At 73.7% G+C, this 13,441-nt stretch carries 9 protein-coding genes; 5 read left to right on the top strand and 4 right to left on the bottom strand.

Annotation, left to right across the window (positions count from 1 at the left end):
- Positions 1-118: 118 nt before the first annotated feature.
- The 3 genes from ACWDD9_RS26175 to ACWDD9_RS26185 are packed head-to-tail and all read left to right on the top strand — an operon-like array spanning position 119 to position 6,574.
- Positions 119-1,582 carry a TIR-like protein FxsC gene (locus ACWDD9_RS26175; protein ID WP_380777598.1) on the top strand — a complete coding sequence of 488 codons (1,464 nt, stop codon included), beginning with the start codon at positions 119-121 and terminating at the stop codon, positions 1,580-1,582.
- Positions 1,579-5,574: an FxSxx-COOH system tetratricopeptide repeat protein gene (gene fxsT / locus ACWDD9_RS26180; protein ID WP_375876388.1), complete on the top strand. Its 3,996-nt coding sequence runs from the start codon at positions 1,579-1,581 to the stop codon at positions 5,572-5,574. Before ACWDD9_RS26175 ends, fxsT begins: the two co-directional genes overlap by 4 nt.
- 31 nt (positions 5,575-5,605) lie before the next feature.
- Positions 5,606-6,574 carry a 2-hydroxyacid dehydrogenase gene (locus ACWDD9_RS26185; protein WP_449812813.1) on the top strand — a complete coding sequence of 323 codons (969 nt, stop codon included), beginning with the start codon at positions 5,606-5,608 and terminating at the stop codon, positions 6,572-6,574.
- A 7-nt stretch (positions 6,575-6,581) separates the two neighbouring features.
- Here the strand turns inward: ACWDD9_RS26185 and ACWDD9_RS26190 are convergent, their stop codons facing one another.
- The 3 genes from ACWDD9_RS26190 to ACWDD9_RS26200 all read right to left on the bottom strand — a co-directional run bounded on the left by ACWDD9_RS26190 (position 6,582) and on the right by ACWDD9_RS26200 (position 9,458).
- The gene (locus ACWDD9_RS26190; protein WP_049649964.1) at positions 6,582-7,493 is read right to left on the bottom strand and encodes an alpha/beta fold hydrolase; all 912 of its coding nucleotides are present in this window, start codon (positions 7,491-7,493) and stop codon (positions 6,582-6,584) included.
- 11 nt (positions 7,494-7,504) lie between these two features.
- Positions 7,505-8,422, bottom strand: coding sequence for a DUF4231 domain-containing protein (locus ACWDD9_RS26195; RefSeq protein ID WP_049649965.1), 918 nt, complete (start codon positions 8,420-8,422; stop codon positions 7,505-7,507).
- Positions 8,423-8,693: 271 nt separating this feature from the next.
- Positions 8,694-9,458, bottom strand: a complete 765-nt coding sequence (locus ACWDD9_RS26200) for a sugar isomerase domain-containing protein (protein WP_449812814.1) — start codon at positions 9,456-9,458, stop codon at positions 8,694-8,696.
- Positions 9,459-9,678: 220 nt separating this feature from the next.
- On the opposite strand from ACWDD9_RS26200, the gene ACWDD9_RS26205 reads away from it, so the two are divergent.
- Positions 9,679-10,371 (top strand): metal-dependent transcriptional regulator, encoded by a 693-nt coding sequence (locus ACWDD9_RS26205; RefSeq protein WP_049649967.1) that lies wholly within the window; start codon positions 9,679-9,681, stop codon positions 10,369-10,371.
- A 534-nt stretch (positions 10,372-10,905) separates the two neighbouring features.
- Here ACWDD9_RS26205 and ACWDD9_RS26210 read toward each other — a convergent pair.
- The gene (locus ACWDD9_RS26210; RefSeq protein WP_053111970.1) at positions 10,906-11,616 is read right to left on the bottom strand and encodes a bifunctional DNA primase/polymerase; all 711 of its coding nucleotides are present in this window, start codon (positions 11,614-11,616) and stop codon (positions 10,906-10,908) included.
- A gap of 306 nt (positions 11,617-11,922) precedes the next feature.
- Here ACWDD9_RS26210 and ACWDD9_RS26215 point away from each other — a divergent pair, with 306 nt between their 5' ends.
- Positions 11,923-13,299 (top strand): tetratricopeptide repeat protein, encoded by a 1,377-nt coding sequence (locus ACWDD9_RS26215; protein ID WP_049649968.1) that lies wholly within the window; start codon positions 11,923-11,925, stop codon positions 13,297-13,299.
- Positions 13,300-13,441: the final 142 nt, after the last annotated feature.

Below are 13,441 nucleotides of genomic sequence, written 5' to 3' on the forward strand. Positions count from 1 at the left end.
GTCAATTCGTGCGAGACGTTGTGCTATTCCATTGGGGTGTCAGTCGTTCCTACACTGAAGCCCCGCCGCACGGGGGCTGCGGGAGGCAGGTTTGCCGACGGGCCCGGGGGAGGCGCGTGTGACTGACCGGGGCTGGGACGAGGACGACGCCCGGCCGTACTTCTTCCTCTCCTACGCGCACACCCCCAAGGCCGGTGCGCGGGGCGCGAGCGACCCGAACCACTGGGTCAGGCAGTTGTACCGGGACCTCTGCGAGGCGGTGCTGCAGCTCACCACCGTCCCGGACGGGGTCGCGGTCGGCTTCATGGACGAGTCCATGCACCAGGGCGAGTTGTGGGCCGAACGGCTGTCCGACGAGTTGGCGACGTGCCGGGTCTTCGTACCCCTGTACTCCCCGAGGTACTTCAACAGCGTTCCGTGCGGCCAGGAGTGGCACGCCTTCACCCGTCGGCCGGTCTACCCGGCGAACCTCGACTCCGAGCGCACCAGCGGCATCGTGCCGGTGCTGTGGGCGCCGATGAGCCGCTACCGGCTGCCGAACGTGGCCAGTGAACTCCAGTTCAACCACACGAGCTTCGGACCCGAGTACGCCACCGAGGGGCTCTACGCGCTGATGAAGCTCAGCTACTTCCGCTCCTCCTACGAGCTGGCCGTGCACCGGCTGGCGGCCCGGATCGTCCAGGTCGCCGAGGAGACGGTGATCCCGGTCGGGCGGCGGCTGGAGTTCAACACCCTCCCGAGCGCCTTCAACGTCACCGCCCCGACCAAGCAGCTGCGGATCTCCGTACTCTCCTACCACCAGAACGAGTTGCCCGCCGACCGGAGCCCGGACTACTACGGCGAACGGCGCACCGACTGGCACCCGTACCGGCCGGTCGGCTCGCCGATCGCCCAGCACGCGGCCCGTCTCGCCCGGCAGTTGGGGTTCCAGCCGACCGTGCACGAGTTCGACGACGAGGTCGAGTCGATCATCGACGGCAACGCCGAGGCGCCCGGCCTGCTGCTGCTCGACCGCTGGGCGCTGCGCGACCCGCGCCGGCGCGAACTGGTCCGGCGCTTCGACCGCTCGGACGCCACCTGGGTGAGCATCCTGGAGCCGTTCAACGGCGACGACCCCGAGTGCGCCGAACGCTCCGACGAACTCGGCGACTTGAGCGACGATGCGCTGCGCATCACCCGGCGCGCGAGCCGGCCGAGCTTCCTCGGCGCGACCGGCCCGACCGGGCTGCACACGCTGGAGGACTTCGACGACGCGCTGCCCCGGGCGGCGATGAAGGCCAAGTACGCCTTCGAGGGCCGCACCCGGGCCGAACCGGAGGAACCGCCGCCACCGCGGCCGAGCCTGCGGGACGCGTTCCGGCGCCCAGGAGGAGGGTACGGGTCGGACGGAGCCCCGGCGGACCCCTTCGGGGACGAGCAGGGGGACGATCCCGCCGACAGCAGAAGCAACGGCAACGGCCGCACCCAGCACCGGAGTCGGAACAACGGCAACGACCCGCACCGCGAGCACGCACCGTACCGCGACGACGGCGATGAACCCGATGACGGGATGGCGCCCTTGGGAGGACGAGGACCACGATGAGCGATAACGTCACCAGGAACCTGCGCCTCGGCGGGCTCACCGCCGCCGACCTGGCCGCCCAGCGGCAGGCGGCGGAGCAGGACCGCAACGGCCGGATCATCACCTTCTACTCGTACAAGGGCGGCACCGGCCGCACCATGGCGCTCGCCAACACCGCCTGGATCCTGGCCGCCAACGGGTTCCGGGTGCTCACCGTGGACTGGGACCTGGAGGCGCCCGGCCTCGCCAAGTTCTTCCACCCGTTCCTCGACCAGGCCTCGCTGGCCGGCACCACCGGCATGATGGACCTGATCGCCGAGTACCGGGAGGAGGCGCTGCGCCCGGTCGAGCACGCCGAGGGCTGGCACCTGGACTTCGCCCGGGTGCACCCGCACGCGCTCTCGCTCATCTGGCCGCACTTCCCGGCCGGCGGCAGCCTGGACTTCCTCTCCGCGGGCCAGTTCAACCGCGACTACTCCGAGGCCGTCACCCACCTCGACTGGGACATCTTCTACGACCGCTTCGACGGCGGGCAGTTCTTCGACGCCCTCAAGGCCGACATGGCCAAGCGCTACGACTACGTGCTGATCGACTCCCGCACCGGCCTGTCCGACATCGCCGAGATCTGCACCGTCCAGATGCCCGACGACCTGGTGGTCTGCTTCACCCTCAGCGACCAGTCCATCGACGGCGCCTCCCGGATCGCCCAGCACATCCACGACCGCTACCGCGAGCGCGGCATCCGCATCCTGCCCGTCCCGATGCGCATCGACGAGGGCGAGAAGGAGAAGGCGGACGCCGGCCGCGCCCTCGCCCGGGTCCGCTTCGACGGGCTGCCGACCGGCTTCGAGGGCGAGGAACTCGCCCAGTACTGGGGCTCGGTGGAGATCCCGTACCGGCCGTTCTACGCCTACGAGGAGATCCTCGCGACCTTCGGCGACCAGACCGGCACGCCCACCTCGATGCTGGCCGCCTGCGAGCGGCTCACCTCCATGATCACCGAGGGCCGGGCGGCCGGCCTGCCGCCGATGGACGAGGAGGTGCGGCTGCGCTACGTGGACGCGTTCACCCGCCGCCGCCCGTCCGTGCCCGCCGACCTCTACCTCTCCTACGTCCCCGAGGACCGGATGTGGGCGGACTGGATCGAGTCCGTCCTGACCAGGGCCGGCTTCCGGGTGCTGCCGCGCGACCTCAGCGCCGGCACCGACCCGCGCGAGGAGACCGAGCGCGGCATCGACTCCGCGTACCGGACGGTCGCCGTGCTCTCGCCCGCCTACCAGCGCTCCCCGCAGGCGCGGGCGCTGTGGGAGTCGGTGGTCAGCTCCGACCCCTCCGGCACCCGGCGCCAGCTGCTGCCGGTCCGGGTCGGCGACGTCCGGCTCACCGCGCCGTTCAGCAACCGCAACCCGGTCGACCTGGTCGGCCGCGACGAGACCCAGTCGATCCAGAGCCTGCTGCGCGCGCTCGGCCGCGGCGACTCCCCGCTCGACGAAGCGCCCAGCGGCGGCCCGCGCTTCCCCGGCAGCAAGCCCTCGGTGTGGGACGTCCCGCCGCGCAACCCCTCCTTCACCGGCCGCGCCGCCGTCCTGGAGCAGCTGCGCAACCAGCTGCGCGGCGGCATGGCGGCCGTGCTGCCCACCCCGCAGACCCTGTACGGGCTCGGCGGCGTCGGCAAGACCCAGGTGGCCCTGGAGTACGCCCACCGCTTCATGTCCGACTACGACCTGGTCTGGTGGATCGACGCCGAGCAGATCGAGCTGGTCGCCCCGGCGCTCGCCGAACTCGCCCGCCGGCTCGGCCTGCGGGTCGGCGACTCGGTCACCGAGGCGGCCGAGGCGGCCCGGGAGGCGCTGCGGCGCGGCGTGCCCACCTCGCGCTGGCTGCTGATCTTCGACAACGCCGACGAGCCCGCCGAGATCCGCCGCTTCTTCCCCGGCGGCTCCGGCCACATCCTGGTCACCTCCCGGAACCAGGCCTGGACCGGGCACGCCGAGGCGCTGGAGGTCGACGTCTTCACCCGCGGGGAGAGCGTCGAGCACCTGTGCCGGCGCGCCCGCAGCCTCTCCCGCCCGGACGCCGACCGGGTCGCCGAGGCGGTCGGCGACCTGCCGCTGGCCGTCGAGGTGGCCGCCGCCTGGCTGGACACCACCGGCACCCCGGTGGAGACCTACGTCTCCCAGCTGCACGCCGAGGCCGCCCGCGCGCTGGCCGTCGGCCGCCCGGCCGACTACCCGACCCCGGTCGCCGCGACCTGGAACGTGTCGATCGGACGGCTGCGCCAGCAGTCCCCGGCGGCCGTCCGGCTGCTCCAGCTCTGCGCCTTCTTCGCGCCCGAGCCGATCTCGATGAACCTGTTCTACAGCGACCAGATGATCCGGGCGCTGGTGCGGTTCGACGCCGACCTCAGCGACAAGTTCATGCTGGGCAAGGTGATCCAGGCGATCGGCCGGTACGCGCTGGCCAAGGTCGACGCCGGCAGCAACAGCTTCCAGGTGCACCGGCTCGTCCAGGCGGTGATCCGGGCCGGGATGACCGCCGACGAGCAGGAGGTCGCCGTCCACGAGGTGCACCGCATCCTCACCGGTGCCCGGCCCGTCCTCGGCGACACCGACGACCCGGCCAACTGGCCCGCCTTCGACGAGATCTGGCCGCACCTGTCGCCGTCCAAGGCGCACAACTGCGACGAGGCGGACACCCGCCAGCTGCTCATCGACCGGGTCCGCTACCTGTGGAAGCGCGGCGAGCTCGACCGCGCCCGCGACCTCGGCCACGCCCTGGACGTGGAGTGGACCGGCAAGCTCGGCGAGGACGACCGGCAGACCCTGCTGCTGCGCTTCCAGCTCGCCAACGTGCTGCGCTCCCAGGGGAACTACGGCGAGGCGCTGGCCCTGGACGAGGACACCCTGGAGCGCCAGCGGGCCCTGCTCGGCGAGCACCACCCGTACACCCTGATGACGGCCGGCTCGCTCGGCGCCGACCGCAGGGCGCTCGGCCGGTTCCAGGCCGCCCTCGACCTCGACCGCGAAATCCTCGACCAGTTCCGCGAGTTGTTCGGCGACGACAACCCGCGCACGCTCTCCATGGCGAACAACCTGGCGATCGACTACCGGCTGGTCGGCGACAGCGAGGCGGCCCGCGAGCTCGACCAGGAGACCCTCGACCGGCGCACCGCCGTCCTCGGCCCCAAGCACCCCTACACCCTGTCCACCAAGTCCAACCTGGCCCGCGACCTGCGCGAACTCGGCGACTACCGCGGCTCGGTGGACCTGCTCCAGGAGGTCACCTCCGACCTCGGCGACGTGCTCGACCCGGACCTGCCGGAGAACCTGCGCAACGCCAAGTCGCTGGCCGTCTCGCTGCGCCGGATCGGCCAGCTCGCCGAGGCCCGCCGGATCACCAAGGAGACCTACGAGCGCTACCTGGAGCGCTACGGCGCCGACGCCCCCGACGCGCTCGCCTGCGCGCTCAACCTGGCCGCCGACCACAGCGCCTCCGGCGACAAGGAGGCCGCCCGCGACCTCTGCTCCACCGTCTTCGAGGGCCACCGGCGGCTGTTCGGCGACGAGCACCCGTTCACCCTGGCCTGCGCCAACAACCTCGGCATCTACCTGCGGGGCAGCGGCGACGTCCCGGGCGCCATCGAGCGCGGCCGGATCACCTTCGAGGGGCTGACCCGCTCGGTCGGGCCCGAGCACCCGTACACCCTCAACGCGATGATCAACCTGGCCAACGCCTACGGCGACGACGGGCAGCTGGACCGCGCCGAGCGGCTCGGCCGGGCCGCGTACCAGGGGCTCTGCGACCGCTACAGCGCCCAGCACCCGGACGCGGTGGCCTGCGAGGCCAACCTGGCGATCACCCTGCGGTCGGGCGGGCGGCACACCCAGGCGGCCGAACTGCGGGCCCGGGCGATCTCCGAGCTGATCCGGCAGTTCGGCGAGGAGCACCCCAACACGGTCGCCGCGCGCGGCTGGAAGCGGATCAACCGGGACCTGGAGCCGCAGCCGGTCTGACCGGGCAGGGGGCGGGGTACGCTGCCGGACCATGAGCACCCCGCCCCCGGTCCTGGTCACCCGGCGCCTCGCCCCCAGCGTCATCGAACGGCTCACCGCGCACCACGCCGTCACCTGCCACGACTCCGACCTGGCGATGGACCGGGCCGCCCTGCTGGACGCCGTCCGCGGCCGGCGGGCCGTGATCACCACCCTGGACGACCGGGTGGACGCCGAGTTCCTCGACGCGGCCGGCCCGGGGCTGGCGGTCGTCGCCAACCACGCCGTCGGCTACCACAACGTGGACGTGGCCGCCTGCGCCGAACGCGGGGTGCTGGTCACCAACACCCCCGGCGTGCTCACCACCGCCACCGCCGACATGGCCTGGGCGCTGCTGCTGGCCGCCACCCGCCGGCTCGGCGAGGGCGAGCGGCTGCTGCGCTCCGGCGCGCCCTGGACCTGGGCGCCGAACTTCCTGCTCGGCATGGAGCTGGCCGGCACCCCGCTGGGCGTGCTCGGCATGGGCCGGATCGGCCAGGCGGTGGCCCGCCGGGCCCGCGCCTTCGACATGCCGGTCGGCTACCACAACCGCCGCGAACTGCCGCCCGAGCAGGCCGGGGGCGCCGACTGGAAGCCGCTGGACGAACTGCTCGCCACCTCCACCGTGCTGGTCGTCACCTGCCCGTTCACCGCCGACACCCGGCACCTGCTGGACGCCCGCCGGCTCGCCCTGCTGCCGCGCGGCGCGGTGGTGGTCAGCATGACCGCGGGCGTGGTGGACGAGGAGGCGCTGGCCGCCGCGCTGGAGTCCGGCGCGCTGTTCGCCGCCGCCGTGGACAACTTCGAGCGCGAGCCGGCCGTCCCGTCCGCGCTGCTCGCCCAGGAGCGCGCCGTGCTCGCCCCGCACCTGGGCAGCGCCACCGTCCGCACCCGGCAGGCGATGGGCGGCCTGGCGGTGGACAACGTGCTGGCGGTGCTCGGCGGTTCGGCGCCGCTGACGCCGGTGGTCCAGCTCATCTGACGGCGGCTCAGCGCCCCGGACGCCGGTGGAGGTCCGACCCCCCCGGGGCACCCCAGCCGGCCGCCCAGGCCAGCGCGGTGGTCATCACCCGGAACGCCCCGAAGTGCGCGGCGCCGGGCTCCAGGAACAGCTCGGCGTCCGGGATGTGGTCGGCCAGCCAGCGGGAGTGGTCGACCGGCGAGAACTGGTCGTCGGCGCCGTGCCAGAGCCAGGTCGGCACCCGGACCGACCCGACCTCGAACCCCCAGTCGGCGGTGAAGGCCAGCACGTCGTCGATCCAGCCGTCCGCGCCGTGCCGGAACGCCTCCCGGTAGTTGCTCTGGAGCATCCGCCGCAGCCCGCTGTCGGCCACCACCTCCCGGTCGGCGGCGGAGAGTTCGGTGCGCAGCCCGTTCAGCAGCCGGACCGGGTCGTCCTTGATCTGCCGGGAGCGGAACTCCATCGCGTCGGCGATCCGGCCGTGCCCGCGCTCGGCCTCCTTGTAGGCGCGGACGTTGGACGGGGTCATCCCCGCGTACCAGTCCAGACCGGTCGCGTTGCGCGGGGCCAGGCCGACCAGCACCGCCGCCCGGCTGACCCGCTCCGGCAGCAGCGCCGCGCAGGCCAGCGCGTGCGGGCCGCCGCCGGAGCGGCCGAGCACCGCGAAGTTCTCCAGCCCGAACTCGTCCGCGATGGTCCGCACGTCCGCGGCCGCCGCGCTCACCCGGCGGCCGAACAGCCGGGTCGAGTCGCCGTAGCCGGGCCGGTCGTACGAGATGAGCCGTACGCCCAGCCGGTACAGCACGGTGCTGCGCGGGTGCGGGCCGACCCGGCTGCCGGGCATGCCGTGCAGCAGGAAGACCGGACGGCCGCGCGGGTCGCCGAGGGACTCCACAGCGAGGGCGCGGTCGTCCGCCGTCTTGACCGTCCGTAACGACACCTGCGGCCTCCTCAGTGCTCCGGGTCGGTTGCGTGCTCCCGGTCGGTGGTGGTGCGCACCTCCCGGCGCGCCTGCCAGGTGGTGTGCTCGCGGGAGATCGCGTCCTCGGCGTCCCGGGCCAGGCGGGCCCAGACCTCCTCGGCCTCCATCGACTCCAGGTCCAGCTGGGCGAGTTGGCGCTGAACCTGCGCCAGCTCCTCGGCGGCCAGGGCGTACGCGGCGGCCAGCGGCCGGTACTGGCGCAGCTGCGCCCAGGCGGCGACCGAGGCGGCCACCGCCGACACCGTGCCCAGCGCGTCGTAGCCGAACGCGCCGAGCGCCCGCAGGACGGCGAGCACCAGGCCCAGCGCGGGCAGCAGCACGCCCAGCACCCCGGCCCAGTGCCCGGCGCGGGCGCAGTAGCGGGCCTTGGCGCGGTACCAGTCGTGCTGCAGCCGGATCCGCTCGGCCAGGTACACCTCGCGGCGCACCGCCAGCGGCTGCCCGCGCAGGTCGCGCATCGCCGGGGTGATCTCCACCCCGGCGTCCGGGACGCCCACCGGGGTCTCCCGGAACGCGCCGAGCACCCGGGCGAGCTGGAAGCGGTACAGCCCCTCGGCGTCCGGCAGGGGGCGCGGCGGGGGCTGGTAGGCGTCGGCCCGGACGGCGTACTTCCAGGCCAGCGTCTTCACCGACTCGGCGGCCGCCCGGCCCTCGTACCAGAGGCCCTGCGGGTTCTGCCGGCTGATCACCACGGCCAGCGCGATCGCGCCGAGGTAGGCCGCCGCCGCCGGCCAGGCCCAGGGCTCGCCGTCGGCGGAGCCGGTCGCCGCGGCGACCACCAGCAGGACCAGCTCCCAGGCGGAGAGCAGCACCGAGCGCCGCTGCCCGCGCAGTGAGGCCGCGTCGGCGGCCCAGAAGAACTCGGGCAGCAGGTCCCGCTCACGCACCCACCCGGTCCGTCCCGCAACAGACGCCATGTTCGGCCCCCACCAGTCGCTCCGGTCGCACCGCTCTCCTGCCCCGGGCGGCTCGCCGGTACGCCTGGTGACGGCCGGGGCGGCCGGATGTGGCCGGGAAGACCCGGTGGTTGTCCGGTACTCCCCGTGTTCGGTTCGGCACCCAGCGTGCGGGAGGCGGTGGGGGCGTGCGGCGGCCGACGGGTGTGCGCGGGCGACCTGCCGGTGCGGACCGGCGGGTTCACCCGGGCGGGAGAGCGGCTCAGTAGGTGTAGAAGACCCGCTCGGCGTTCTCGGCCATCTGCTTCGCGTTCCACTCGGTGCCGCCCGGGACGTTGCCGGAGCGGAACAGCGGCGGCGCGGGGCACTCCCCGGCGGCCGCCCGGTCGGCCAGCCGGCCGACCGCCGAGGCGACCACGGCCTGCATCAGCGCGCTGGTCACGACGGTGGAGACCGGGCCGAAGGTGGTCTCGGCGCCGGGGTGGGTCAGCTCGCCGTCGCCGACCGCGATCTTGCTGTCCAGCACCACGTCGCAGTGGTCCTTCAGGTAGGTGCCGGTCGGGTGCGCCGAGGGCACCTCCCGCGGGTACGCGAGCGAGGTCACACCGACGACCTTGAGACCGCGGTCCCGGGCGTACCGGGCCAGCTCGACCGGCATCACCTGGCGGCCGGAGAGCGAGATCACGAACAGCAGGTCCCCGGCGGTCGCCGGGGTCAGGTCCAGGGTGGCGGTGGCCAGCCCGGAGACCCGCTCCAGCGCGCTGGACAGCGGCGCGGGCATCACCGTCACCCCGGCCATCCCGGGCACGTTCAGCAGGTTCACCGGGACCAGCCCGCCGGCCCGGTAGACCACGTCCTGGGCCGGCAGCGCGGAGTGCCCGGCACCGAAGGTGAACACCCGGCGACCTTCGGTCATCGCCTCCGCCAGCAGCGCGGCGGCAGCCTCGATGGTGTCGGCCTCCTCCTCGCGGACCCGCTGGAGGTGGGAGATCGCCGCGTCGAAGTACCGGCCGACCAGGTCGTTCATCTGCTGCCTTCGCTCTCTGCCGGTGGGGGATCCGGCCGGGTGGGGTGGTCCGGGTGGTCCAGACCGCCGGTGGAGAAAGCTTCGGCGAGCACGGTCGCGCCCCGGCGGCATCGTTGTCAACAGGAACAAAACGGGCCCCCGGAGCCCCGGGGCGGACCCGGTTGTCGGTCCGGTACGTCAGAATTGGCGGTGAGGACACCGAAGAACGGAGCCAGCGGCGATGTCTGGGCTGATCGACACCACTGAGATGTACCTTCGCACCATCCTGGAGCTGGAGGAGGAGGGCATCGTCCCGATGCGCGCCCGCATCGCCGAGCGCCTGGAACAGAGCGGTCCCACGGTCAGCCAGACGGTCGGCCGGATGGAGCGCGACGGGCTGCTCCAGGTCGCCGGGGACCGCCACCTGGAGCTGACCGAGGAGGGCCGCCGGCTCGCGGTGCGCGTCATGCGCAAGCACCGCATCGCCGAGTGCCTGCTCGTCGACGTGATCGGCCTGGAGTGGGAGCAGGTGCACGAGGAGGCCTGCCGCTGGGAGCACGTGATGAGCGAGACGGTCGAGCGCAAGGTGCTCGCCATGCTCGGCCACCCCACCCAGTCCCCGTACGGCAACCCGATCCCGGGCCTGGACGAGCTGGGCGACACCAAGGCCGAGGGCGAGGGCTTCGACGCCGGGCTCGTCCCGCTGGACACCGTCAAGCCGGGCGAGGCCGGGGCCGACGTCGTGGTCCGCCGGATCGGCGAGCCGATCCAGACGGACAGCGCGCTGATGAGCACCCTGCGCCGGGCCGGCGTCCGGCCGGGCTCCACGGTCAAGGTGAGCGCCGGCGTCGGCGGCGTGCTGGTCGGCACCGGGGACAACGCGGCGGAGCTGGGCAAGGACATCGCCCAGCACGTCTTCGTCGCCCAGGCCTGAGCCCGTACCGCGCCTGAGCCCGTACCGCGCCTGAGCCCGTACCGCGCCTGAGCCCGTACCGCGCCTGAGTACTCCGGTACGCCGGGTACTCCGGTACGGCGAAGGGGCCCGCTGCTCCCCGTGCAGCGGGCCCCTTCGTCCTCCCCATCCCCTCCGTCCCCTCCTGTTCCCTCCCGCTTCCCCTCCGTCGCCGCCGCCCGGCTTCCCCGTCCGAGCGCCCCTGCCGGCGTCCCCACACATCGCAATTCCTCCCCTCGGCCGATCATGGCAATCCTTGAGTGCTGTCACTCGTACGAGGGGCTTTGCCGGTTGACCAGCGGGTACACGGAGGCCTTATCCGGACATGCGTATGACGGGCCCCGTCCCCGGTGGGGGACAAGGCCCGTCACTCGCGCGCGTGGTGTCGCGCGGAGCACGCCCTCACCCGATCGGCAGAGGGCGGCTGGTCTCGGGGGCGTCCGACACGCCCGGGGCCGAACGGAGCAGGCCGGGTGGCGCGGGTCGGACGGAGCGGGTCGGGGGAGCGGCCCGGGCTCAGCCCACCGGCGCGGGCTGGGCGGCCCCGGCGGTGCGGACCGAGGGCGCCTCGCGGCCGCAGGCGTACGCGAGCGGGCTGATCAGTTCCGCGGCGTCCGGCAGCCAGCGGTTGAGCGCGGTGGGGGAGCGGGCCCACTGGGCGTACCCGAGAGAGCCGATCCGGGACGGCGGGGCGACGGTCCAGTCCCCCTCGCCGCGGGCGACCAGGTCCAGCCGGCCGGGCGGCCAGCCGAGCCGGCGGAGCATCTCCGGGAGTCTGGCCGCGACCCCGGGCAGCACCAGGAAGTGCAGCCGCCGTCCGATCCGCCCGGGCGCGGCGGGCTGGACCGCCACCGGGCCGAGCTGGAGGTCCATCCGCTCCATCCGGGCGAGCGCCAGGCAGCCGGCCGTCTCCGGGACGTCCAGGACGTCGAACGAGCGCCCGGTGGGCAGCAGGATCGACGCCTGCGACCGCTCGGTCCACCAGCTCCGCACCGCGCCGGGGCCGGCGCTCGCCTGCCGCGCCCAGTCCGGGTCCAGCGGGTGGGCGCCCGGCAGCGTGCAGCGCCGGTCGCCGCAGGAGCAGCGGACGCCGCCGTCGCCGTCGTCGACCAGCCAGGCGCCCGGGGCGACCTCCCAGTGGCGGGTCTCGGCGTAGCCGACGGCTTCGATGAGTAAGGGGGGCGGAGCGGCCTTCTCGTTCCGGTCCGCGTCGGGGATGTCTTCCACGGGGTGCTCAACTACCGTGCGTGAGGCTGGTTACGGCCCGGAGCCGCCCGGTTGGGTGCATCGCGGCAATGTCACCCGTTCCGGTTAGTCGACCGAGTTGAAGGGCCCGAGGGCAGGCGCAGCGGGGGCGCACAGGAGCATTTACCAGGGCGCAAGGGGGGTGCGGTTCGTCACCGTGGGTATCCCGCTGGCGTTGCTGATCGCTAACCTGGTGTCAGATTCCTTGGACGGTCGGACAGTCGGCAACAGATCAGCAGAATCGTCGCCCGCCGGCCGGGACCGGAGGGTGTGGGGAGGCGAAGCCCAATGGCCGCGAGACCACTCGTCGCACGACAGCCCAACGAGCGTCTGCAGCAACTGATCCAGGAGGCCAGCTGTTCCAATGCCGGCCTGGCCCGCAGGGTCAACCTCTGCGGCGCCGAGCACGGGCTGGACCTTCGGTACGACAAGACCTCCGTCGCCCGCTGGCTGCGCGGGCAGCAGCCGCGGGGGCAGGCGCCGGCCGTGATCGCCGAGGCCCTCGGCCGCAAGCTCGGCCGCAGTGTGTCGGTCGAGGAGATCGGCATGGCGGACGGCAAGAACCTGAGCTCCGGCATCGGGCTCCAGTTCGCGCCGACCATCGGCGCCGCCCTGGAGCAGGTGTGCGAGCTGTGGCGCAGTGACGTCGGCCGGCGGGACTTCCTGACCGGCGCGACGGTCGCCGCGTCCGCGCTGGTGGAGCCCAGCCGGGACTGGCTGATCACCCCGCCGGACCCGGTGGTGGCGCGGGCCGGCGGCCCCCGGGTCGGTCCGACCGACGTGGCCGCGATCAAGGCGACCACCGCGATGCTGGTCGACCTGGACCACCGCTTCGGCAGCGGCCACGTGCGCCCGGTGGTGGTGCACTACCTCAACTCGGTGGTCTCCGGCCTGCTCGGCGGCGCCTACCGGGAGGAGACCGGGCGCCAACTCTTCGCCGCCGTGGCCAGGTTGACCGAACTGGCCGGCTACATGGCGGTGGACACCGGACAGCCCGGGCTCGCCCAGCGCTACTACATCCAGGCGCTGCGGCTGGCCCAGGCCGCCGACGACCGCGGCTACGGCGGCTACGTGCTGGCCGCCTCGATGAGCCACCTGGCCGCCACCCTCGGCAACCCGCGCGAGATCGCCCAACTCGCCCGCGCCGCCCAGGAAGGCGCCCGCTCGGTGGCCACCCCGACGGCGATGGCGATGTTCTACGCCGCCGAGGCCCGCGGCCACGCCCTGCTCGGCGACGCCCGCTCCTGCGAGACGGTGTCGGCCAGGGCGCTGGAGGCGATGGAGAAGCGCCGCCCGGAGGACGACCCGGACTGGATCGCCCACTTCGACGACGCCTACCTCGCGGACGAGCTGGCCCACTGCCACCGGGACCTGGAGCAGGCCGGCCCGGCCGAGCACTACGCCCGGCGGGCGCTCGACCTGCACCCGCCGACCCGGGTCCGGCGCCGCGCGGTGGACCTCGTCCTGCTGGCCACCGCCCAGCTCCAGCAGCGGGACCTGGAACGCGCCTGTGAGACGGGCACCCAGGCGGTCCGGCTGCTGAGCGGGCTGCGCTCCAACCGGGGCGTGGAGTACCTGGACGAGTTCCGGCGCCGCCTGGAGCCCTACCGGGAGCAGCGGGTGGTCCGGGAGTTCCACGCCCGGGCCGACGCCGAGGCGGCTTAGCAGCGGCCCAGGGCCTGTCTCCTGGATCCTGGCGGACCCGGCGAGGATCCAGAAGACAGGCCCTGGGCCCGGGGCCGCCGCGGATCGTCTGTGCAGGGAGCGTGACGGATGTCCCGCCCACGTGGTCACCCGGTGAGGCGAA

This window comes from Kitasatospora sp. NPDC001119 (assembly GCF_053598475.1).

Bases quoted from the DNA above. Each gene is read 5' to 3' on its own strand.
- fxsT (WP_375876388.1), top strand. From the start codon at position 1,579: ATGAGCGATAACGTCACCAGGAACCTGCGCCTCGGCGGGCTCACCGCC.
- ACWDD9_RS26185 (WP_449812813.1), top strand. From the start codon at position 5,606: ATGAGCACCCCGCCCCCGGTCCTGGTCACCCGGCGCCTCGCCCCCAGC.
- ACWDD9_RS26200 (WP_449812814.1), bottom strand. From the start codon at position 9,458: ATGAACGACCTGGTCGGCCGGTACTTCGACGCGGCGATCTCCCACCTC.
- ACWDD9_RS26205 (WP_049649967.1), top strand. From the start codon at position 9,679: ATGTCTGGGCTGATCGACACCACTGAGATGTACCTTCGCACCATCCTG.
- ACWDD9_RS26215 (WP_049649968.1), top strand. From the start codon at position 11,923: ATGGCCGCGAGACCACTCGTCGCACGACAGCCCAACGAGCGTCTGCAG.